At 33.8% G+C, this 22,753-nt stretch carries 18 protein-coding genes, 1 pseudogene and 1 riboswitch; of the genes and pseudogenes, 13 read left to right on the top strand and 6 right to left on the bottom strand.

Annotation, left to right across the window (positions count from 1 at the left end; genetic code table 11):
* The first annotated feature begins 106 nt into the window (after window positions 1-106).
* Window positions 107-199: riboswitch (cyclic di-GMP riboswitch) on the top strand.
* A gap of 58 nt (window positions 200-257) precedes the next feature.
* Window positions 258-6,200, top strand: a complete 5,943-nt coding sequence (locus tag ILS93_RS15185) for a SpaA isopeptide-forming pilin-related protein (protein ID WP_222660802.1) — start codon at window positions 258-260, stop codon at window positions 6,198-6,200.
* Window positions 6,201-6,452: 252 nt separating this feature from the next.
* Here the strand turns inward: ILS93_RS15185 and ILS93_RS15180 are convergent, their stop codons facing one another.
* The 4 genes from ILS93_RS15180 to ILS93_RS15165 all read right to left on the bottom strand — a co-directional run bounded on the left by ILS93_RS15180 (window position 6,453) and on the right by ILS93_RS15165 (window position 9,586).
* Window positions 6,453-6,911, bottom strand: coding sequence for a CcdC protein domain-containing protein (locus tag ILS93_RS15180; protein ID WP_064476894.1), 459 nt, complete (start codon window positions 6,909-6,911; stop codon window positions 6,453-6,455).
* Between the two features lie 100 nt (window positions 6,912-7,011).
* Window positions 7,012-7,680, bottom strand: a complete 669-nt coding sequence (locus tag ILS93_RS15175; protein WP_064476893.1) for a response regulator — start codon at window positions 7,678-7,680, stop codon at window positions 7,012-7,014.
* On the bottom strand, window positions 7,677-8,834 hold the full coding sequence (locus ILS93_RS15170; protein ID WP_064476892.1) for a sensor histidine kinase: 1,158 nt from the start codon (window positions 8,832-8,834) through the stop codon (window positions 7,677-7,679). Before ILS93_RS15170 ends, ILS93_RS15175 begins: the two co-directional genes overlap by 4 nt.
* A gap of 233 nt (window positions 8,835-9,067) precedes the next feature.
* Complete coding sequence (locus ILS93_RS15165) at window positions 9,068-9,586, bottom strand: hypothetical protein (protein WP_064476891.1); 519 nt, start codon at window positions 9,584-9,586, stop codon at window positions 9,068-9,070.
* A gap of 234 nt (window positions 9,587-9,820) precedes the next feature.
* Here ILS93_RS15165 and ILS93_RS15160 point away from each other — a divergent pair.
* The 6 genes and pseudogenes from ILS93_RS15160 to ILS93_RS15135 all read left to right on the top strand — a co-directional run.
* Window positions 9,821-10,228, top strand: a pseudogene (locus ILS93_RS15160) (transposase); the annotation flags it as partial.
* A 438-nt stretch (window positions 10,229-10,666) separates the two neighbouring features.
* Window positions 10,667-11,032 (top strand): hypothetical protein, encoded by a 366-nt coding sequence (locus ILS93_RS15155; protein ID WP_098103606.1) that lies wholly within the window; start codon window positions 10,667-10,669, stop codon window positions 11,030-11,032.
* Window positions 11,019-11,459, top strand: coding sequence for a hypothetical protein (locus ILS93_RS15150; RefSeq protein WP_222655103.1), 441 nt, complete (start codon window positions 11,019-11,021; stop codon window positions 11,457-11,459). The genes ILS93_RS15155 and ILS93_RS15150 overlap by 14 nt, the downstream gene beginning before the upstream one ends.
* A 524-nt stretch (window positions 11,460-11,983) precedes the next feature.
* Complete coding sequence (locus ILS93_RS15145) at window positions 11,984-12,445, top strand: CarD family transcriptional regulator (protein WP_000486311.1); 462 nt, start codon at window positions 11,984-11,986, stop codon at window positions 12,443-12,445.
* A 552-nt stretch (window positions 12,446-12,997) separates the two neighbouring features.
* A complete protein-coding gene (locus tag ILS93_RS15140) occupies window positions 12,998-13,144 on the top strand; it encodes a BC1881 family protein (RefSeq protein WP_000738547.1) in 147 nt (48 codons plus the stop codon).
* Between the two features lie 265 nt (window positions 13,145-13,409).
* Window positions 13,410-13,643: a hypothetical protein gene (locus ILS93_RS15135; RefSeq protein ID WP_222660800.1), complete on the top strand. Its 234-nt coding sequence runs from the start codon at window positions 13,410-13,412 to the stop codon at window positions 13,641-13,643.
* Window positions 13,644-13,971: 328 nt separating this feature from the next.
* Here ILS93_RS15135 and ILS93_RS15130 read toward each other — a convergent pair whose 3' ends face one another.
* On the bottom strand, window positions 13,972-14,247 hold the full coding sequence (locus ILS93_RS15130; protein ID WP_064476888.1) for a hypothetical protein: 276 nt from the start codon (window positions 14,245-14,247) through the stop codon (window positions 13,972-13,974).
* A 976-nt stretch (window positions 14,248-15,223) separates the two neighbouring features.
* On the opposite strand from ILS93_RS15130, the gene ILS93_RS15125 reads away from it, so the two are divergent.
* The 4 genes from ILS93_RS15125 to ILS93_RS15110 all read left to right on the top strand — a co-directional run bounded on the left by ILS93_RS15125 (window position 15,224) and on the right by ILS93_RS15110 (window position 18,603).
* The gene (locus ILS93_RS15125; protein WP_098111602.1) at window positions 15,224-16,096 is read left to right on the top strand and encodes a COG3014 family protein; all 873 of its coding nucleotides are present in this window, start codon (window positions 15,224-15,226) and stop codon (window positions 16,094-16,096) included.
* Window positions 16,097-16,345: 249 nt separating this feature from the next.
* On the top strand, window positions 16,346-16,642 hold the full coding sequence (locus tag ILS93_RS15120; protein WP_098111603.1) for a protoporphyrinogen oxidase: 297 nt from the start codon (window positions 16,346-16,348) through the stop codon (window positions 16,640-16,642).
* Between the two features lie 73 nt (window positions 16,643-16,715).
* Window positions 16,716-17,192 (top strand): PH domain-containing protein, encoded by a 477-nt coding sequence (locus ILS93_RS15115; RefSeq protein ID WP_001182715.1) that lies wholly within the window; start codon window positions 16,716-16,718, stop codon window positions 17,190-17,192.
* The gene (locus ILS93_RS15110; protein WP_222660798.1) at window positions 17,185-18,603 is read left to right on the top strand and encodes a PH domain-containing protein; all 1,419 of its coding nucleotides are present in this window, start codon (window positions 17,185-17,187) and stop codon (window positions 18,601-18,603) included. Before ILS93_RS15115 ends, ILS93_RS15110 begins: the two co-directional genes overlap by 8 nt.
* Window positions 18,604-18,753: 150 nt before the next feature.
* Here ILS93_RS15110 and hmoB read toward each other — a convergent pair whose 3' ends face one another.
* Window positions 18,754-19,257 carry a heme-degrading monooxygenase HmoB gene (gene hmoB, locus ILS93_RS15105; protein WP_002150035.1) on the bottom strand — a complete coding sequence of 168 codons (504 nt, stop codon included), beginning with the start codon at window positions 19,255-19,257 and terminating at the stop codon, window positions 18,754-18,756.
* Window positions 19,258-19,385: 128 nt separating this feature from the next.
* On the opposite strand from hmoB, the gene ILS93_RS15100 reads away from it, so the two are divergent.
* Window positions 19,386-21,503 (top strand): transglycosylase domain-containing protein, encoded by a 2,118-nt coding sequence (locus ILS93_RS15100; protein ID WP_149173357.1) that lies wholly within the window; start codon window positions 19,386-19,388, stop codon window positions 21,501-21,503.
* Between the two features lie 189 nt (window positions 21,504-21,692).
* Window positions 21,693-22,739 (top strand): uroporphyrinogen decarboxylase, encoded by a 1,047-nt coding sequence (gene hemE, locus ILS93_RS15095; protein WP_000252608.1) that lies wholly within the window; start codon window positions 21,693-21,695, stop codon window positions 22,737-22,739.
* Window positions 22,740-22,753: the final 14 nt, after the last annotated feature.

The raw sequence follows: 22,753 nt of genomic DNA, 5'->3' as shown, positions 1-22,753 counted from the left end.
TTTTTATTAGAAAAATAGAACAATTTTATAGAGTATTGAATTATAACCGTCCAGACGGTATAGTAATATTTGGTTTAAGAGGAAAATGAAACAAAAAAAGAATAAAAAATATTTTTAGCACACTATTCGAAAGGATAGGCCGCAAAGCTTAGAGTCTACGGTAATACATATTGGTTACTAAGATCGTCTGGTTGCACATTTTTGATGCAACCGGACGGTCTTTTTTGTTATATAAATATAAAAAATAGGAGGGAATTATGCAAATGAAAAGTACTAAAAGGCATATTTCGATGGTTTCATTAGTTTTTCTAGTATTATTTTCAGTACTAAATGTGTGGGCTCCAGTTATTCAAGCCGCTGTGATAAAAAATCCAGTGGACGAGATTAATATCTCCCGTACTGATGGTACAACGTCTGAACCATATCAAGCCTCAGATGGTATGAAAGTAGAAGTGAAGTGGTCAGCTAAAGAAAAAATAAAAAGTGGAGATCAATTCACAATTGATATGCCAAAAGAATTCAGAAAAGATCTTATGAATATGAGTTTTCCTTTAAAAGATGCTGAAGGAAAAACAGTTGGTACATGTGAGATGAAAAAGGGTCTATTGACATGTACTATGGGTGATTACGTAGAAGGAAAGAATAACATTAAAGGTTCTTTATTCGTAGAATTTTATTTTGGTCTAGAAGCATATGATGGTATTAAAAAAATCCCATTAGAATTTAACGTTGATGGTCAAATCGTAAATAAAGAAGTAAGTGTAAATAATACAACAGAGAGACCGAAGCCACAGCCCAATACAGATAATCTATTGAAATGGGGTTCTTATAATCAGGAAGACCCTTCAATTGCAGACTGGACGGTATATGTAAATGCAACTGGAACAGAAATGCAAGATCTTAAATTAACAGACACATTAGGACCTGGGCATGAATTAATTACAAATAGTTTAGTATTAGAAGAGGCTGTATTTGAAGATGGCTATGCACCAACAAATGTTAAGCCAGCAGATTTATCTAAAATTAAAATTAATGCGATGAAAACTGGATTTACAATTGAATTTCCAGACAGCTCAAAAGGTTATATTTTAAGATATAAAACAAAGATTACTAATCCTGCTGCAAAGCCTCATAAAAATACAGTGAAATTAGAAGGTAAAAATATTGTAACTGAAGAAAAAGTGGGAGAAGTATTCGTAAGTGGTGGGGGAGGAACCGGTTCAGGTGACGATAATCCACCTAGCATTGAAAAAAATATAGTAGATGAGAATGGTAAGCTTGTAGAGAATCAGCAGTTAACACAAATGGATCAAGCTATTCAATACCAAGTTGGTACACATATACCGAAAAATTCACCTAATTATACGTCAATGGTAATTAGTGATGATTTAGAAGATGTTTTAGAAGTATTAGAGGCAAAAGTATATGATCAAAATGGTCAAGATATTACTTCTAAAGGAACGTTAAATATAGATAAACAAAGAAGTGAAGTAACATTTACGTTTGGTGAGAATTTTGACTATAAGTCATATGAAGACCAGGTAATTAACCTCAGCATTAAGGCGAAAATTAAAGCTAATGCAGATTTATCTTCTTACGTAGATAAGAAGATTCCTAATAAAGCGGAATTACATTTTGATGATAAAACATTAACATCGAAAGAAGTAATTGTTACGCCGCCTGAAGCTCCAAAAGAAGGTACAGTATCGATTCATAAAATAGATGCTGAGAATCCGAACAAAGGGTTGAAAGGTGCTGAATTTGAAGTTCGAAATAGTGCAAATGAAGTTGTTGCAAAACTGATAACGGACGAAAACGGCTTTTCAATACCTCAAACTTTAGCTCCTGGGACGTATAAAATTTATGAAACAGTAGCACCAGAAGGATATCAAAAATTAACAATTCCAGTAGAGGTTACGCTTCAAGCTGGTGAAACAAAAGCCATTGAAGTCAAAAATACTTTGCAAAAGGGTCAAATCGAATTAAAGAAAATTGATTCGGAAAATGGTGAAAAACCATTAGCAAATGCAGAGTTTGATATAGTAAAAGACAGTGTAGTAGTTGAGCATATTGTTACAGATAAAGATGGTAAGGCAATCTCTAAACCGTTAGCGCCAGGGAAATATATTTTAAAAGAAACGAAAGCGCCTGAAGGATACCAATTAAAAGAAACAGAGTTCGAAGTAAATGTAACAGGGGACGGCATATTCCCAATAACAGTAAAAAATGCAATGACAGACAAAGGTAATGTAGAAATTACAAAGGTGGACAAAGAAAACGGTTCAGTATTAGCGGGTGTCGAATTTGAAGTTCAAGATGAGAAAGGTGAAGTAGTAAAAAAAGTAACGACGGATAAAGAAGGAATGGCAAACGTTTCAGATCTTTCAGTAGGAAAGTACAAATTAGTAGAGACGAAAAGCTTACCAGGTTACAAGAAACTAACAGAGCCAGTATCGTTTGAAATTACAAAAGGTATGACGAAAGTCCTATCATTGAAAGTAGAGAATGAACAGTTAGATAAAGGTTCAGTAGAAATTACAAAAATAGATAAAGACAGCCAGAAAGCATTAAAAGGCGTAGTTTTCGAAGTACGAGATGAAAAAGATAAAGTAGTAAAAGAAGTAACAACAGATAAAGAAGGAAAAGTGAACGTTTCAGATCTTTCAGTAGGAAAGTACAAATTAGTAGAGACGAAAAGCTTACCAGGTTATAAGAAACTAAAAGAACCGGTATCATTTGAAATTACAAAAGGTATGACGAAAGTCCTATCATTGAAAGTAGAGAATGAACAGTTAGATAAAGGTTCAATAGAAATTACAAAAGTAGATAAAGACAGCCAGAAAGTATTAAAAGGTGTAGTCTTCGAAGTACAAGATGAAAAAGATAAAGTAGTAAAAGAAGTAACAACAGATAAAGATGGAAAAGCAACAATTTCAGATTTATCAGTAGGAAAGTACAAATTAGTAGAAAAAGAAAGCTTACCAGGATATAAGAAATTAATAGAGCCAGTATTGTTTGAAATTACAAAAGGCATGACCGAGATCTTATCATTAAAAATAGAAAATGAAATGGTAGATACGGGGAATGTAGAGATAACAAAGATAGACAAAGATAATAAAGCACTACTAGCGGGAGTAACGTTCGTTGTCCAAGATGAAAAAGGTAACGAAGTTAAAAAAGTAACGACAGATAAAGAAGGAAAAGCAAATGTTGCAGATTTACCTGTAGGCAAGTATGAATTAGTAGAGATAGAAAGTTTACCAGGTTATAAAAAGCTAGAAAAACCAGTATCATTTGAAATTACAAAGGGCATGACCAAGATACTATCATTAAAAGTAGAAAATGAAATGATGGATACTGGAAATGTAGAGATAATAAAAATAGATAAAGATAGTAAAGCACCATTAAAAGATGTTGTATTTGAAGTACGTGATTCAAAAGGAAAAGTAGTAAGAAAAGTAACAACAGATAAAGAAGGAAAAGCAAACGTTTCAGATTTATCTATTGGAAAGTATGAGTTGGTGGAAGTAGGAACACCAGTAGGATACAAACCACTTGAAAAGCCAATTTCATTCGAAATTGAAAAGGGCAGAGTAACAGCATTAAAGCTAACAGTCGAAAATGAATTAGTAGATACAGGAAATGTAGAAATTACAAAAGTAGACAAAGAAAATAAAGATGCTTTAGCTGATGCAGTATTTGATATTCAAGATGAAGCAGGACAAGTAGTCGCTAAAATAACGACAGATAAAAAAGGACAAGCACAAGTCACTAATTTATCAGTTGGAACATATAAGCTAGTAGAAGTGAAAGCACCAAAAGGATATAAGCAATTAGTAGATCCGATTGCTTTCCAAATTGAAAAAGGTATGACAAAATCTCTTGCTTTAACAGTAGAAAATGAAATGTTAGACAAGGGTAACGTAGAAATTACAAAAGTAGATAAAGACAGTCAAAAAGCATTAGCAGGCGTAGTCTTCGAAGTACAAGATGAGCAAGGAAAAGTAGTAACGACAGTAACAACAGATAAAGAAGGAAAAGCAACAATTGCAGATTTATCTGTAGGAAAATACAAATTAGTAGAGAAAGAAAGCTTACCAGGTTACAAACAATTAACAGAACCAGTATCGTTTGAAATCAAAAAAGGTATGACGAAAGTTTTATCACTAAAAGTAGAGAACGAACTGTTAGATAAAGGAACAGTAGAGATTACAAAAGTGGATAAAGAAAGTGGCGCAGTATTAGCGGGCGTAACATTCGAAGTGCAAGATGAGCAAGGCAAAGTAGTAACGAAAGTGACAACAGATAAAGAAGGAAAAGCAAACGTTTCAGATTTATCAGTAGGGAAATATAAGCTAGTAGAGGTAGAGAGCTTACCAGGATATAAAAAACTAGCGAAACCAGTATCGTTTGAAATTAAAAAAGGTATGACAGAAATTTTATCACTAAAAGTAGAGAACGAATTAGTAGATAAAGGAACAGTAGAAATTATAAAAGTAGACAAAGAAAGTGGCGCGTTATTAGAAGGCGTAACATTCGAAGTGCAAGATGAGCAAGGCAAAGTAGTAACGAAAGTGACAACAGATAAAGAAGGAAAAGCAAACATTTCAGATCTATCTGTAGGAAGTTACAAACTAGTAGAAGTAGAGAATTTACCAGGCTATAAAAAATTAACAGAGCCAGTATCATTCGAAATTAAAAAAGGTATGACAAAAGTCTTATCATTGAAAGTAGAGAATGAACAGTTAGACAAAGGCTCAGTAGAAATTACAAAAGTAGATAAAGATAGTCAAAAAGCATTAGCAGGCGTAGTCTTCGAAGTACAAGATGAGCAAGGCAAAGTAGTAACGAAAGTGACAACAGATAAAGAAGGAAAAGCAAACATTTCAGATCTATCTGTAGGAAGTTACAAACTAGTAGAAGTAGAGAATTTACCAGGCTACAAAAAATTAACAGAGCCAGTATCATTCGAAATTAAAAAAGGTATGACAAAAGTCTTATCATTGAAAGTAGAGAATGAACAGTTAGACAAAGGCTCAGTAGAAATTACAAAAGTAGATAAAGATAGTCAAAAAGCATTAGCAGGCGTAGTCTTCGAAGTACAAGATGAGCAAGGCAAAGTAGTAACGAAAGTGACAACAGATAAAGAAGGAAAAGCAAACATTTCAGATCTATCTGTAGGAAGTTACAAACTAGTAGAAGTAGAGAATTTACCAGGCTACAAAAAATTAACAGAGCCAGTATCATTCGAAATTAAAAAAGGTATGACAAAAGTCTTATCATTGAAAGTAGAGAATGAACAGTTAGACAAAGGCTCAGTAGAAATTACAAAAGTAGATAAAGATAGTCAAAAAGCATTAGCAGGCGTAGTCTTCGAAGTACAAGATGAGCAAGGCAAAGTAGTAACGAAAGTAAAAACAGATAAAGAAGGAAAAGCGAAAATTTCAGATCTATCTGTAGGAAGTTACAAATTAGTAGAGACGGAAAGCTTACCAGGTTACAAAAAGCTAAGCGAACCAGTATCATTTGAGATTAAAAAAGGTATGACAGAAGTTTTATTACTAAAAGTAGAGAATGAACAGTTAGATAAAGGTTCAGTAGAAATTACAAAAATGGCTGCTGAAAGTAAGAATGTATTATCAGGGGCAGTGTTTGAAGTTCATGACGAAAAAGGAAAAGTAGTAACGAAAGTAAAAACAGATAAAGAAGGAAAAGCGAAAATCTCAGACTTATCTGTAGGTCACTACACACTTGTAGAAGTAGAAGCACCAAAGGGTTATGAAAAATTAACTAATCCAATTCCATTTGAAATTACAAAAGGAATGATAAGTCCAGTTCAATTAGAAGTATTAAACAAATTGACTTCTTTAGCACCACCAGGCCCAGAGAAACCAGAAACGACGGATCCAGAAAAACCAGAAACAACGGATCCAGAAAAACCAGAAACAACGGATCCAGAAAAACCAGAAACAACGGATCCAGAAAAACCAGAAACAACGGATCCAGAGAAACCAGAAACGACGGATCCAGAGAAACCTGTAACAACGGATCCAGAAAAACCAGAAACAACAGATCCAGAGAAGCCTGAAAAAGAATTACCGAAGACAGGACAGAAAATGCCTGTGGAACCATATATGGGAGCACTTCTTATTATGATGAGTTTTGGATTGCTCGTATTAGGTAGAAAACAGCAGAGATAATAAAAATGAAAAAGGTATCCTCAAAGTATTGGAGGATACCTTTTTTATTTGGCATAAAAAAACATTTAGCAAAAGGGGTAGCAGCACATGCCCATCAAGCTAAAAGTACGAATTACCCCAAAACAATAAGTACGAGCAAAATGCACAAAATTTTCGCTCTGGGGTATTTGCTTTTCTTAGCTTGATAGCAATGTGTTGGTGTTAGAAAAACAATGAAATTTGCTACACTACAAAAATTACCCTTAGCAATACTTAATGTTTTGAATGCATCAAACTTTTTGCTTTTAAGTATAGAATCACTCTTTTTATACACGCACTCGCCGCAATAAGGCAAAAAATACCATTCGTTACTAAGCCTAGCGCATACTGACTTGAACCTTTAAAAATATACGTTACGATAAAACGTAAAATAAATACAACAACCCATATACCTAAGGCGATATAAGAACTTTTAGCATAAACCTTCCCATTACTTTTATCGATTCGTATTATAGTTGTAGAACCACGCACAGCTCCTACAATTCCTCCAAGAGCAAGTAATACTACAAATAAACCAGTTTCGATTAATGTGAGATCATTAAATACATGAGTAAATGTATAGTATGCGATTAATACAGGAGCAATCCACATTCGTTGAAATTTCAATTCCCTTTCTTTTAGTTGAAGGAGAATTATAAGAATTAAAATAATAAGACCAGTTGTATTATCCATGCTATACTCTCTTTCTTTTTTATTATGATCTGTTTAATTTCAATTAGAAAAACACTATGTTAATTTAAAATTTTATTCTTTTTACTACATACAGCAGATATCACTTTACAATTTTTTTTCGAATTGCCATTACAGCTGCTTGTGTACGATCTGTTACATCTAGTTTTTGAAGAATATTGTGGATATGAGTTTTGACTGTCCCTTCGGAAACATAAAGGATTTTAGCTATTTCATGGTTTTGTTTTCCATAAGCTAATAATTGTAAAACATCAATCTCCCGCTTAGTTAGAGTTTCCGTATGTTCAAGTTCTTCGCTAACTAAATTATAATCATTATTATCGTGTTTTATAAATTGTGTAAAAGCTTGATTTGCTGTCGTGCTATTATAAATCATTGCCCCTTTATTCATAGATCGAATACTATCTAACATTTCCTCCGTTTCAGTATCTTTTAATATATAACCCACTGCACCAGCTCGAATACCGTCTAAGACATACTGTTGTACATCAAAAGTCGTCAATAGAACAACTTTTGTATTTGGTAATATACTCATAATGTTTTGGGTAGCCATAATACCTGATAAATCAGGCATTTGAATGTCCATAATTACCATATCTGGTGCAGTTTCTAAGGCAACTTTAATTGCTTCCTTCCCATCTTTACATTCCCCAACTATCTCCATATCATCTTGCATTTCAATAATATAGCATAGGCCTTTTCGAACAAATGGTTCATCATCAGCTAGCACAATACGAATCTTTTCTGTCATATTTCTCCTCCATTTTTCTGAATTGGAATAGTGGCTTCAACTCGAAGTCCTTTTGGTTCATTTAGAAAAAAGGAACAATTACCTCCAACTGATTTACAGCGTTTTATCATACCATTGAGTCCAAAGCCATATTCTAATGGCTTATCCCCTGTATATATACCATTATCATCAATTGTGAGTTTTACTACTCCGTCTATTTCTGTTACGTTTACAATAACAGAATCTGCATTAGAATGTCGTAAGACATTAGTTAAAGACTCTTGTAGAATGCGATACAGAATTGTACTTTCCTCCATCGTCCACTCTGTTATATTTCCAGCTTGAATGAACTCAATTTGTAATAAAGAATTCGCTTGAACCTGTGAAATCAATCCTTTTAATGAAGTAAGCCCGAGATCTTTTTCATCACTTGTCCATTCTCTAACAGCAACTCGGATTTCTTCCATTCCTTTTCGTGCCACCTTTAAAAGTTCTTCAACATGAACTTGGGCAGCAACAGGATCTTTCCTTAACATAATCTTAAGAGCCTGTAATTGAATAATAAGTGAGGTCATTTGATGTCCAAGTCCATCATGAATCTCTCTTGCTAATTTTGTTCTTTCCGTAAAAGCTGCATATCGCATAGAAAATACCGTTGTTTCTTGTAGTTCAGCATGTGCTTCGTCTAATTCTTTTAGTTGTTTTTGATTTTTTTGATATGCGTCTCTTAGCTTGGATGTACTTCGGATCGAGACATAGAGGCCGATAATAATTAATGTTTCTTGATAAGGAAACGTATTCGCATGTATAAATAGAATAATAACTATCCCTGTTATAGCAACTAAAATTGTCGTTACTCGTGTCCACTTTGGTTCTGCAGCGGCAAGAAAAACTATGAGTGGCCATAACGCATAATTCGGAAAATTTGGATGAGAAAAATATAATACACATGATATGCTTATTAATATACTCGTAAATAAAGCGTACTTCCTTGCATTCCACCAAGATTTTGGTGAATACAACATCCATAGATAAATTGTTACAAAAACGCTACAAACCCATATTGCAAAGGTACCATGAGGTGCGAAACCTTGATAAAAAAATACGCATAATAAGATGATTCCTATCGCATTTCCTGCATGACTATCAATAATTTTTAAAAATACTTTTTCCATGTACTTATTCCCTCCCAACCTTACTGTTTAGTTTCTATATTTTTTGGCTATAGATGAATATCAATTTCTTAATTTAAAGGCTGGAAATTTACAACTCCCAATTATAATAGTTCATAGATGAGTTAAATTCCTTTAATGCATATCATCTAAAATCTGAAATTAAAAGAATAATGAAGTAGTTAGTATAGTGTGTTTGTTTTACCTACTTCATTATGCAAAAGAAGTTGTTTTTCTTAACCTATTTCTTTAATTTGTTTTAGATTTTTTCTATATCTTTGTATCCTAATCACAATTCCAATAGTACGAATAACTACCATCGCAATTGTAAAAAATACGAAAGCAGGGGCTATAACATTAAAATCCAAATGATTCGATACCATGAAATCTACAAATTGTTGTGGATACCAGTCTGTCGCTACATAAGCTAATACGACACGCCATCCAAGTCCAATAATCCATAAACATAAATAAGGAATACCAGCAGTTACGTACGCTTTATTGTCAGAACCATATTCTACTTTCACTGTAAAAAGCATTAGCCCTCCCATGATCATGCCGACCATTGTCATGATTATGAGTGCGGTCATATTTGAACCTGAGGTAGGTATTTCCTCGACGAATAAATAAACACTTATACCACAAAGAATAAATGGCAATACAGCCTTTGTGGTTGTAAATACTTTCCTTCCGATTTGTGTTAATAATACAATTGTTAAAAATGCACCAATCATTATCCAAGCTTGAGTATTCAAATTAAAACCCCCATAAAGTATAAATTTATTGTTTATTTGCTTACTTACTGGAGGATTGTAACATCCCTAATATTTTAGAACATCTATCTGAAAGATGATTTTTTTGAATACCCTCTATCTATAGATAGAGTTTTTTATGATTCTTTTGTGAAAAAAGCCACTTGAATATATATAACTGGATATATGGGACGCATTGAAAAAACACTGTTTATCCTAGACTATATTTCTAGCGAAACTTTACGCTGGCAAATTGAAATTTTGTTCAAAACATGGAAATCTTTCTTTCAAATTCACAAGTGTAAAGAAATTAAGAAAGAACGCTTAGAATGCCATTTATATGGGCAACTTATTAGCATTTTACTCTGTACATCTACCATGTTTAAAAGGCGTCAGTTACTCTTGAATAAGAAAAAGAAAGAGTTAAGTGAATACAAATCCATTTATATGATAAAGAATTATTATCTATTGTTTTACCAAGGATTACAAAAGGGCACCCAAGAATTATCAAAGATTTTCCTACGTCTGTTCAATCTTTTAGAGAAAAACGGACGGAAATCTCACCGTTACGAAAAGAAAACAGTCTTTGATATCCTAGGCGTTATGTATGAGTGTACGTTGTTAAAGGGTTTCAAAGTTGCATAATATTTTTCAAAACACCCTTTTGGTAGGTTTATTTGTTATGCATATTTTTAGTGTAGCCGTAGAAATTTCAAAAAAATACACTCACATATACCCTCTTGATATCCTTAGCTTGATGGGCATGTGGTGCTACCCCAATATACACTTTTTATAATGACATTGGATACTCTTCAACAACAATCCCAAAAGGTACACTTTTTGATACACGCTCCCATCCACAGTAAAAACATATATTCCTATAGATTTGATACAAAACATTATTCAATATTTGTAAATCCTAGTTGAACTTTAAATCAGAGAAAAAGGCATCCTTCTAATTTTCATTGAGAGCTGCGACTCTATTTTTATTTTCATTCGACAAAATATGACAATATACAAATAACTTGTTTACTACCATGAGATAAGAAATCTTACATTTTAACAACCGAAAGAGGTAATTACATGCAAATATTAATGTCATTATTCTTTATAGCTACAGTCGTTTCTTTTATATTAATGACTAAAGCTTCTAAGAAAAACCAAAGTAAAAAGAGGTATTTCATTTCCGGATTAGCATGCTTTGTGTTAATGATGATTTTTTACGCACTGTCTCCGAAAGAAGAAATCAATAAAAATGAAGCTAAAATCGCTAACACTGAGGTGAAAAAAGAAGATACACCTAAAGAAGGTGCTTCTAAACAAAAAGAAGAACAACAAAAAGCTGATGAGCTGAAAAAATTAGAAGAGAATCGTAAAAAAGAAGAGGAAGCCTATTTTTATAATAGGTGGTTTAATTTTAATTGCTTTTGGAGTTATGGGATGGAATAAGTATTCGGATTACAAATACGAAAAAGAACGTGCGCAAATTCATGCAGATTACGAAAAAGAACTTATAGAAATGGAAAAAGAACAAGCCAAACAGCTAGCTGCCGAAGAGAGTAGGTTAGAAAAGATAGAAGAACAAAATCGAAAAGAAGAAGCTAGACAGCAGCGTATGATGGATACTTTCAATAATTTACGTCGCGGTATGTCTTACGAAGAAGTTGCAGCAGCATTCGGTGAAGAAGGAGATTTAAAAAAACAAGGTACATATAGTAATGAATGGAAAGATTATATAAAGAATCATCCCTCTTATTTGTGGAACTATGACAGTATGTACAATATAGTTTGTGAGTTTAATTATAACAAATTAACCTCATGCAAGAAAAAGGAAATTGTGAAAGTAAAAGTAAACGGCAATTGGTATTATAATTAGGAGTAACGTCTCCAATAACAAAATATAGATTTTGTTCACTTTTACGATACATTTATGAAACATTCGTATGTTACGTTATATAAGTCCTTTTTTGAATCATTTTCATTCTGTCAAAAAGTCCTAGTCCCCTCTAGGGCTTTTTACGTTTAGATAAAGAAATGTACCGTATTTCTCAATGCACAACATTACTTAACATGGTAAAATAATAATTGGATGGGAGTCCAATACATATTATTAAAATTAAAGTGGTTCAAGTCGGAGGAAGGCACCTTAGGGTGTCTTTTCTTTATGGAAAAATCCCTACATAAAATGTAGAGATTTCAGAATATAAGCGGGGAAATTCCTCTTCCCTTTATGCGGAATCTGACACACTCCCTATCATTTTTGGAGGTCTTTTTTACTTAATTTAATTTTTTTAAAAAGTAGTTGACTACAAAAATATCTTTGTGATATTATTAAATATTTGATAAAAAAACACATATATGTTAAAGTTAAGAAGGTTACCATATATGGAGGTGGATTATATGTTTCAAATTGGCGATAACATTGTTTATCCAATGCACGGAGCAGGTATAATTGAAGCCATAGAAGAAAAAGAATTCTCAGGAAAAAAACAACAGTATTATGTTATAAAAATGTCAATCAGTAATATGAAAGTCATGATTCCTATGGGGAAAATATTAAGTTCGAGTATACGCCCGGTTACTGATATACTTGCATTAAAACACATTATACACATTTTTCAGCATGGAGAATCAGATAGATTATTAACGTGGAAACAAAGGTATAAAGTGAACACGGACAAAATAAAAACGGGTGAAATACAAGAAGGTGCTGAAGTTGTACGTGATTTAATGCGTATGAAGAAAGAAAAGGCACTTAATACAAGCGAAAAAACAATGTTGGATAACGCACATGAATTTTTGATTAGTGAACTAGGATTAATTAAAGGGATCACTGAAAATCAAATAAAAAGTTTCTGTTAGGATTCATTATAGATAATGTATTACATCCCCCGAAAATATCCTGAATTTTTCGGGAATATGATGATTATTAAAAGTAAATCATTTCAAAGACATTCAACTTCTTCAACTCACTTTTAGAGTAGGAACCTCTTTTGTTATTACTTCAATCTAATCCATTTTTATTTTTAAATTTCTTTTACGAACGTTCGAAGTTTCATCAAATAACTCGATTAAATAGTCACTTGATTTTTGCAATCCTGATTCACACTGGCACGGACAAGGATCCGTAAGGATGAAAGAGAGGTAGGGCTTTCATTGTTTTAGGTAATATATTATCTAGGTCATTATTTCTAGAAGAAAAAACAATCGATCTCACCGCTATCTCTTTAAGAATTCCTTATATCTACTGAGACAGTGAATAGGTAATTGTTTATCTCTTCTTTACGTAAAATTGATAAACGAACTGGTAACACCATATGGTCAACTACAAAAAAATGGTTTCCAGACCAGGAAACCATTTTTAACTTCATTTACATAACAATAATAAATTAAGCAGTAAAAAGGAGTACACACATGAAAAAAATGTTAACAAAAGAATTAAGTAATGAATTAAAGAAGCGGGAAGGGATCATTTCTATTACAGTTGAGCCTTATGAAAAAATCGAAGTTGGTGGCATTCGTGTAGATGGACCAGCTGTTATTCTAATTAATCAAGAATAGTTGAATGCATGAAGAAAAGGATCAACCTTTAAAAGAAGGGAGGATCCTTTTTGTTTGCTACTTTTATCTGATGTGCTGGAGTTAAAACGGAAGGAGAGGGTCGGGATTATCATGGTGGAAAGCTTAATATTGGTAGGATTTCTTTTTACGTTATATAAATTAGTTGATAAAAAAATAAGCTGATTATTTAAAAAGATATATTCTTTCCCTTTTAAGGGCGAGATTTATTTGATAGTGAAATGGATAATGTAAAGGAGGAATTTAGATGGATGCAAGGAAAGAACGCATAAAATACAAGAAGATGTCAAAGAACTATGAACATATTTATTTAGTTTCGTTACTACTACTAATTGTACTTGTTTGTAGTAGTGTGGTTACCATAGGAGCGACAGGGGGAACATATGGAGTGTTTTTGTTGTTAGCAATTTTACTTAACGCACGTATTACGAAAGAATCTCAAAAAAAGTATGAGCACTATTCTAATAAAGGGCGTATTTAAAATGATACATAGCCTGAAAGGAACAACCTAGATGTACATGCAAAGTATCCCTATATCATTACCTATTAACTAGTAAAAAAAGAATCGTATATAAATAATTTAGGAATAGAAAACGTAACTTATTAAAATGTTATTTTCGTTCATATAATGAATTATCCTTCTAGCATATTTATAGATTTATATCATATAGTAAGAGAAAGAAGTCTTATAGAATGAGTTATTTGGAGGGAAATGACTTTAGTGAACAAAATATGGTAAGTGTACCCAATCCCTTAATTTGATTTATAACAGATTGGCGTCATAGACGACCAAATAAAAACACAGTGTTTTATCTCTGTGTTTCTTCAAATTTCCGTTTTTGAATATATGCTTGGGCATGAATAAGTTCTTCCTGAAGTTCTTTTAATTCTTTTATAGATTCTGATTCAATAGCGATGTAAGTAATAACTAAACTGATCATCATATCCATCTTGTCTACTATATTTTGAATGACCTGTTCAGAATGCTCTTTTTTAGGGTGTTGTATTGCCTTTAATACATTTTCCATATAATTGTTTTTTCTTTGCTGGATATCATAAATAAACTGTTTTGTGTTTGAGTTCATTTGTTGTTCCTCCGTTTTGGATATACTTCTATTCTATCATATTTGAATAGAAAATATTGGATTCCCTTAAATTCACACCTGTCTCGTACATCTCCTCAAATATACAAACTAATTCCTTAACTTACAGGGAACAAATCAAAAGGTGTCAATTTTATGTCTAAACATACAATTTTCTTTTTTAGGTATAGTGCCCCCTATTATATAATTTCACGTACTATATCAGATGTGTAAAATCTAATTCTTCAATAAGGGGTAGCACCAAAAGAACTCGATACAAATAAAAACAAAAAGGAAGACAAAGTTCGTCCTATTTTCTTAATGCGGTTATATCAAAAAAGTTAGCTATATATATTTAATGTGAAAGTAAAAGGTTAAAGGTCTTCGTAATGTTTGGGTGAAAAAAGAGTTATCTATGTAATTAATTTGAGTACTTTAAGAAAGAGGGCTTTTTCCTAAAGTATTCAAAGGATGATAGTCCAATAGTAGGTGGGAGATGAAACTCGTTTTAGCACTGTATTAACACCTTAAAATGTAGATAGGGGAAAATAATGTAAAAAAACTATTGTATGTATAAAAACCTTATGTTACATTTATGTTACAGGGGAGTTACGAAAAGTAACTTATATTACAGTTTGTTTTCTTTTGTTTTTCGGTATGTTACGAATTGTGGTTCGTATCCAATCAACCAAGAATATGTAAAGCTGAAAAAATAGCAAACTAAAAATAGTTTTTCTATGTGTATAAGAGTGTGTGTAGTAAAGAGCCTGGTGAGAACTTTACGCACATGATTAAAATTCCTTTCTGTCTTAAAAGAAGAAAACCAACTACCAACTATTTAGGAGTTTTAAGTAATGATAGTAAATGAAATGTACTTCCTTTCCCACACACAAAGTACATCTTTATTTTCAGTCTAATTACTACACAGACCTTTATACATATGAAGTTATTGTTTTAGGAACATATAGGGGGAGAAAGAATGAAGAAGTTATTAACGGTAATTGGAATTACATTTTTAATGTTAGCTGGATGTAGTAATGGAGATTTTGAAAAAGAAATGGATGCAGGGAAGACCGCGTTAACGAATAAAGAATATAAAAATGCCTTATCATCATTTGAAAAAGCGCTAGATGAGAAACAAGACGATTCAGATGTAATGGTGCTTGTAGAACAAACGAAAATAATGATTGAAGCAGTGAAGTTAAAAGAAGAAACAAAGGTAGAAGAATCAATCAAGTCATTTGAAAAAGTAGAGAACATGAAGGATGGGAATAATACACTTATAAAGCAGGCAAAGGAAGAACGAACAGCATTACTAGCTGTATTAGAACAAAAAAAGAAGTATAGTGAGCAATTGGCGAAAAGTGAAGAGTTAATAAGTAAGAAAAATTATGCAGAAGCGAAAGAGATAGTAAATAAGCTAGTTGCAGAAACAAAAGATAATAAGAATCTTGAAGAATATAATAAAAAAGCGGTAGGATTAGTTACTAAAATGAATGAAGAGGAAAAAACTGCAAAGAGTGAAGCGGCAGCGAAGGCACAAAAAACAAATGTAGTAACGAATCAAAAAGTAGCAACAGAAAAGACTCAAAAAACTGAGGCAGAAAAGAACCAAAAAGTAGAGACAGGAAAGAATCAAAATGCATTTACTTTTGAGAAAGCGAAAGAATATATTAAAAATGAATATAAAGAAGAATATGATTACACGCTAGAGAATACGCAAGTAGAGAATGGAAAGAAGTATTATCAAATTAGAGTGCGTACGACATATAAAATAGAAGGCGCAGCTGGAGCAGGATTTACTGGCGTATTCAAAGTATTCGAAGATGGTACAATTATTGAAATGCAATAAATCGATGAAAAAGGTATCCTCAAAGTATGTGAGGGTACCTTTTTTAGCATAAAAAAAGGCATCTAGCAAAAGTACTAGATGCAAATAAAAACACAAGGGAAGACAAATTTCTTCCCGTTTCCCGTATGTAATTATATCAAAAAATATATAAAAAACTAGCTTTATTTTTTATATATTTGATGTGTAAAGCTATGAAACGATAAGATTACACTGTTTTCATAGTGTTTTATTAAAAAAGGAGCTGTGTATATGATTAATTTTAAACCAGAAAATTTGAACCAATTATTAAAAGTGATGTTAATTAGTGCGAATAAGTCTTATGATGCGATTAAAGATTATGAATTTACAGGAGAAGCAGTAGTATTCCGTGTAGACTTCGGATATATTGACGTTTCTTTAATGATTGTAGATATGTTAGGAAGATCAGCTTCTAAATTTACCATCTTGCCATATGTCCGTCCGAATACGAATGAAATAGATTACATTCAGTTTCAAGTGTATTCAATTAATGAAGGGAATTTTAAAGAAATAATCGATACGATATAAAAACTATAATTTTACAAATATGTATATACCAACTAATATATAATTAATAAATTCATATAATTGGAGTGATGAAATGCAACCGTTAGAAAGGGAGATTCATTCTAATATGCTGAAAGTGTGGCGAATCCACGCTTTAATTGGGGCGGCAGTTATACTAGCAGTCGTAATTGCATATTTCTTTTTTATGATCAATTTTAATTGGTGGGGCTGGTTGTTTGGCTTGCTAGTAACAGGAGCTATTACATTTATCCCGCTTGATTATTTTGTGTTTCCAAATTTACGTCAACGTTATTATAGTTACAGATTAAATGAAGAAGAGATTGAGATTCAAAAGGGAATGTTCGTTGTAAAACGCGTACTTATTCCGATGATGCGTGTGCAGCACGTAACGATTGAACAGGGCCCAATTATGAGAAAGTATAATTTAGCAGAATTACATATTTCAACAGCGGCAACTTCTCATAGTATTCCAGGCTTAACGAAGGAAGAAGCAGAGCAGCTGAAAAGACAAATTGGAGAACTTGCGAAAGTGAGTGATGAGGATGTATAAGAGGCAACATCCGATCACAATTTTATTAGGTATTCGAGTTGCGACTTTGTTGCCTTTTATTTTTCTTGTTTTATTTCAATCTGATGGTCAAGTGAAACCTTGGTATCTCTTACATCTTGTTCTTTTATTTGTATTATTTATTATGGCAATTTTCTCAGCTATAAAATGGTATTTCAAAGTGTACTGGGTTGAAAATAATATTGTACATATAAAGCATGGTGTGTTCGTTAAGAAAGAAAGCTACTTAAATAAAGAACGTGTGCAAAATATTAGTACGTCTTCTAACATCATTTATCAAGTGCTCGGACTGATGAAATTAAATATAGAAGTAGCGGGCGGCGGTAGTGAGCCAGATGTGATGTTAGCTGGTATTAAAGAAGATGAAGCGAAGGAACTGATTGCTTTATTAAATAAAAAAAGAAGCGCTGCGAGTGAAGAAGTACCCATGCCAGAAGAAAGTAAGACGATTTATCAGTTAACGATGAAAGAGATTTTAGCAGCTGCCATTACGTCTGGTAGATTCGGATTAGTTTTTTCAGGATTACTTCTTATTTACACAGAGTTTAATCAATTTCTTCCAGAATGGCTCATAAATAAAGTGGAAGCGTATGTGATGGATAACGGTGTATATGAATTAATCGTTATGGCCGCGATTTTAATGGCGGTTTCGTGGGTCGTTTCGACAGCTGGCTATGCGTTAAAATATGCAAACTTTAAAATAGAGCGAAACGGAAATGAAGTTCGCATCGTGCAAGGGTTATTTGATAAGAAAGAGTTTGTTTTAAAATTACATCGCATTCAAGCAATTACGGTGAAAGAAGGAATTCTCCGCGAGCCTTTCGGTTATTGCTCTGTCGAAGTAGAAGTTATTCAAAGTATAGAAGCAGCTGGAAATGAAGTGATGTTACATCCTTTTATGAAAAAGAAAGATGTCCAGCAGTTACTTACATATTTGCAGTTACCGTATGAAATGGAAGAGGAAATCGTTCATTTACCGAAGGCTGCATTACGTCGTTACGTCATAATGGGCTGGATTACAAGTGCTATGCTCGCACTGCCAATCATCGGTGCGAGTATATATTTCAAACAAAATAATGCGTTATTCACGCTAATACCACTATTTATCGCATTTACGTTACTTGCATACGCTCGGTATAAAAGTGGCGGATATTTGATACGAGACAATCAATTAGTCATGGTATACCGCGGCCTTGCCAAATATACAGGAATCATACGAAAAAGGCATGTTCAAGCAGTAGGGTACAATCAATCGTATTTTCAAAAGAAAGACGAGTTATGTACAGCTGCCGTATCAGTAGCGGGGCATAGATATAAAGTGAAGCATATGCGAAAAGAAGACGCGCTTCGCATATATAATTGGTATAAAGAAAAAGGAAACACCGGTGCGTAATGGTGTTTCCTTTTTTTGTGTTGTGGTTTGTCGATAAGTCGATATATTTCAAAAATTGCTGATATATTTCGAGTTGCGCCGATATATTCGAAAAATCGTCGATATAATTTCATGTACCGCAACCTTGGAGAAACGATAGTACAAAACCCCTTAAACTAGCACATCAAAAGTAGTCACAAATGATGGACGAGAGAAAATACTTTTCTGCTGTTCCGCATGTGGATGCGCCTGAGCCTGAGCTTGTCCTTCTGCTTGTGCAGGGCGTTTTTTATGAGCGTTTTCGAATGAACGTGATTCTGTCCAGTCTTTAAAGTTTTGCTCCGTTTCCCACATCGTTAAGATGACATATGTATCGTTACTTAATGGGCGTAGAACGCGAATTGCTTGGAATCCTGGTTCGTTTTCGATAAGGCCTGCGCGGTTTTTGAATCGATTTTCAAATACTGGGCGACCTTCGTCTGTGACAGAAATGTTGTTACAAACGATGTAGCCAGGTTGTCCTTTAAATTCACCAACAGCGTCTAGTACGTCATACTGAAGAGAACCTTCTACAGATTCTTCTGTATTTTCTTTATAAAACATATCTTTTTCATTATTTTTTGCAGTGAAATGTGCTTGTTCTAGAGGTGTTTCGTATGAAATAATAGCCTTCATTTTAATGCCCCCTTTAATTGTTTGTTTCTATTATATCAACTCTCGTAAAAAACTTCGAAGATTATATACATAAAGATACTTCTTTTTCAAATAATAAATGTACCATCATTTGGAAAGAAGGCCGATGTATGAAGAAAGTAAAGTGGACTTTATTAGGTGGGTTAGCAACGCTCGTATTAGCGATTGTATTTTATAAACTTATTGTGTTAGCTGGTGGCTATATGACGGATGAAAAGCAACTCGTTTTTCACTCTTCATCACGTATCGTTGACCAGAAAGGGAAAGAAATTACGAAATTATACGTAGAAAATAGAGATCTCGTACCAATCGAGCAAATTCCAAAATACGTGCAGCAGTCGTTTATTGCGGTGGAAGATTCTCGTTTTTATGAGCATCAAGGAATTGATTACCCGTCTATATTCCGGGCTCTTTATAAAGATACGTTAGCTGGAGAAAAGGTCGAAGGTGGTAGTACGATTACACAGCAACTCGCTAAAAACGTTTTTTTAACTCGTGAAAAAACAGTTACGCGTAAATTGAAGGAAGTCGCAATTTCCCTTCAATTAGAGCAAAAATATACGAAGCAACAAATTCTTGAAATGTATATGAATCATATTTATTTTGGCCATGGGGCATACGGTATTCAAGCAGCAGCAAAGTTGTATTTTAATAAAAGTGTAGAAGATTTAACAGTAGAAGAAGGAGCAATGCTTGCAGGTCTTCCGAAGTCGCCAAACGGATATTCACCGTATTTCTCTCCAGAAAAGAGTAAGGAGCGCCGTGATCTCGTATTGTCACTGATGCATAAACAAGGCTATTTGACTGCCGAAGAGAGCGTACGTTATCAAGGAAAGACCATTGCTCTTTACAAAAACCTAGACGAGAATGAACTCGCATATATGCCGTATATTGATATGGTCATAGATGAAGCAGCACGTTTATACGGGTTATCTCATCAAGAAGTACTCCGAGGAGGATATACGTTTGTCGTTCCGATGGATGAAAAGATTCAAAAGGTAGCGTATAACCAGTTTCAAGATGCGAGGAATTTCCCTGGTAAAGAAGAGGGGACGCAAGGTGCTTTTTTATTAATGGATAATCGTACGGGCGGAATTAAAGCAGCGATTGGGGGAAGAAAGTATGTCCCGAGAGGCTTTAATCGTGTTTTTGCAAAAAGACAGCCGGGATCTGTGCTAAAACCACTTATTGTCTATGGACCAGCACTCGAAACGAAAAAATATAATCCGTATTCTTTATTAAAGAATGAAAAAACTTCTTTTGAAGGTTATGAACCTCGAAATTACAATCGTCAATATACGAAAGAAATGACGATGTATGATGCGATTTTAGAGTCAGCAAATGTACCGGCAGTTTCTTTATTAAATGAGCTAGGGGTAGAAGAAGGAAAGCAATATTTAGAGAAAGGCAATGTTCCTATTGCCGATGCTGGTTTAAGTACAGCGCTTGGCGGATTGAAAAATGGTGTTTCAACATTTGACCTTGTGAAAATGTATCGTGCATTTTTAGCAAATGGCGCTATTATTGAGCCGCACGTTATAGAAAAGGTGTTAAATAGACACGGCACAGTCATTGGAGAATCGCCAAAAGTAGAAACGAAAATTTTCTCGAAACAAACGGCATGGTATATGACGAAAATGTTAGAAGGGGTTGTGAAGGAAGGGACAGCGAAAGCAGGCATATATAGCGGTGCATTAGCTGGGAAAACAGGTACAACTTCCTTACCAAATGACGATAATGGAGCTAGAGATATGTGGTTCGTTGGCTATACGCCAAATTTAGTAGGTGCTGTTTGGATTGGTTATGACCGTACGGATAAAGAGCATCAGTTGCAAGGAGAAAGTGCGTCAGCAACGAAATTGTTTAAGAAAATTTTAACGAAGGCAAATGTAGAACAGAAAGAGCAGTTTATGAAACCAGAAGGTGTGGAAACAATCGGTACTCCGATTCGTTTGCGCAAGATTGAAGATGTGAAAGTGAAATTAGCGTTTAGCCCTTTCGGTTTATTTAAAGCGAAATTAAGCTGGACACCACTTCCAGATGAAAGAATTATGTATCGCATTTATAGAGTGGAAAATGGAGTCCATACGCATGTAGGCACTGTAAATGGTGCCGGGGAATATGAGGAAAAGTTCGTTAACATCTTTTCAAAACCGAGTTTTTACGTTGTACCATATAACACACAAACGAATCGCGAAGGAGAAAAGTCAAAAGTAGCTAAACCATAGTTTTTCTCTGTGCTATAATAAGAATGTTGTGAAAATAGTAAGCGGTTTTACGAATGTTTGTGTCAATTTCATGAACAACGTACATAATGTTATGCATTTTGTTTTTACAAGCTGTATAGTAAAAAAAGATAAATATCGGAATAGAACGTATTTAGAGCAAAAGCATTGGCAAGGAAGGGAGCAAGGGTCTTGGTAAGAACTATAAATGAGACATTTTTAAAAGCATGTAGGGGGGAACGTACTGATTATGTACCAGCATGGTATATGCGTCAAGCAGGTCGTTCGCAGCCGGAATATAGAAAGATAAAAGAAAAGTATTCTTTATTTGAAATTACACATAATCCAGAGTTATGTGCTTACGTTACAAAGTTGCCAGTTGATCAATATAACGTAGACGCAGCAATTCTGTATAAAGATATTATGTCACCACTACCTGCAATTGGTGTGGATGTAGAAATTAAATCAGGTATTGGCCCAGTTATTGATAATCCAATTCGTTCTTTACAAGACGTAGAAAAACTAGGGGAAATCAATCCAGAAGATGACGTACCGTACATATTAGATACGATTCGTTTATTAACGACAGAAATGCTAGACGTACCGTTAATCGGTTTTTCAGGGGCTCCATTTACACTAGCGAGCTATATGATTGAAGGCGGTCCATCTCGTAATTATCATAATACGAAAGCGTTCATGTATGCAGAGCCGAAAGCTTGGTTCGCTTTAATGGATAAGCTAGCAGATATGGTTATTACATATTTAAAAGCGCAAATTAATGCAGGAGCAAAAGCAGTTCAAATTTTCGATTCTTGGGTTGGAACAGTAAATGTAGCAGATTACCGCGTATTTATTAAACCAGCAATGGAGCGTATTTTTGCAGAAGTTCGCCCGATGGGTGTACCGATGATTATGCACGGCGTAGGAGCTGCACACTTAGTAAATGAATGGCACGACTTACCGCTTGATGTAGTAGGCTTAGATTGGCGCTTACCGATCGAAGAGGCACGCGCACGCGGCGTTCATAAGGCGGTACAAGGAAATATGGACCCTTCATTCTTACTTGCGCCATGGTCTGTTATTGAAGAACATGTAAAAGGTATTTTAGATCAAGGGATGAAAGAGCCTGGTTATATCTTTAACTTAGGACACGGTGTATTCCCAGAAGTAAATCCAGATACATTAAAACGTTTAACTACATTTATTCATGAATACTCTAAAGGGCAGTTAGCGAAGTAAAGGAGAATTGTTGT

This window comes from Bacillus sp. 16GRE42 (assembly GCF_019837435.1).
In the GTDB taxonomy this organism is placed as follows: Bacteria; Bacillota; Bacilli; order Bacillales; family Bacillaceae_G; genus Bacillus_A; species Bacillus_A wiedmannii.
This window is presented reverse-complemented; position numbering and strand designations above follow the sequence as displayed.

What these genes read in the sequence shown, in the direction of transcription:
- ILS93_RS15180 (WP_064476894.1), bottom strand. Translation starts at nt 6,911, where the DNA reads ATGGATAATACAACTGGTCTTATTATTTTAATTCTTATAATTCTCCTT.
- ILS93_RS15120 (WP_098111603.1), top strand. Translation starts at nt 16,346, where the DNA reads ATGATTAATTTTAAACCAGAAAATTTGAACCAATTATTAAAAGTGATG.
- ILS93_RS15100 (WP_149173357.1), top strand. Translation starts at nt 19,386, where the DNA reads ATGAAGAAAGTAAAGTGGACTTTATTAGGTGGGTTAGCAACGCTCGTA.
- ILS93_RS15135 (WP_222660800.1), top strand. Translation starts at nt 13,410, where the DNA reads ATGGATGCAAGGAAAGAACGCATAAAATACAAGAAGATGTCAAAGAAC.
- ILS93_RS15110 (WP_222660798.1), top strand. Translation starts at nt 17,185, where the DNA reads ATGTATAAGAGGCAACATCCGATCACAATTTTATTAGGTATTCGAGTT.
- ILS93_RS15175 (WP_064476893.1), bottom strand. Translation starts at nt 7,680, where the DNA reads ATGACAGAAAAGATTCGTATTGTGCTAGCTGATGATGAACCATTTGTT.
- ILS93_RS15145 (WP_000486311.1), top strand. Translation starts at nt 11,984, where the DNA reads ATGTTTCAAATTGGCGATAACATTGTTTATCCAATGCACGGAGCAGGT.
- ILS93_RS15150 (WP_222655103.1), top strand. Translation starts at nt 11,019, where the DNA reads ATGGGATGGAATAAGTATTCGGATTACAAATACGAAAAAGAACGTGCG.
- ILS93_RS15140 (WP_000738547.1), top strand. Translation starts at nt 12,998, where the DNA reads ATGAAAAAAATGTTAACAAAAGAATTAAGTAATGAATTAAAGAAGCGG.
- ILS93_RS15115 (WP_001182715.1), top strand. Translation starts at nt 16,716, where the DNA reads ATGCAACCGTTAGAAAGGGAGATTCATTCTAATATGCTGAAAGTGTGG.
- ILS93_RS15130 (WP_064476888.1), bottom strand. Translation starts at nt 14,247, where the DNA reads ATGAACTCAAACACAAAACAGTTTATTTATGATATCCAGCAAAGAAAA.
- ILS93_RS15185 (WP_222660802.1), top strand. Translation starts at nt 258, where the DNA reads ATGCAAATGAAAAGTACTAAAAGGCATATTTCGATGGTTTCATTAGTT.
- hmoB (WP_002150035.1), bottom strand. Translation starts at nt 19,257, where the DNA reads ATGAAGGCTATTATTTCATACGAAACACCTCTAGAACAAGCACATTTC.
- ILS93_RS15155 (WP_098103606.1), top strand. Translation starts at nt 10,667, where the DNA reads ATGCAAATATTAATGTCATTATTCTTTATAGCTACAGTCGTTTCTTTT.
- ILS93_RS15170 (WP_064476892.1), bottom strand. Translation starts at nt 8,834, where the DNA reads ATGGAAAAAGTATTTTTAAAAATTATTGATAGTCATGCAGGAAATGCG.
- ILS93_RS15125 (WP_098111602.1), top strand. Translation starts at nt 15,224, where the DNA reads ATGAAGAAGTTATTAACGGTAATTGGAATTACATTTTTAATGTTAGCT.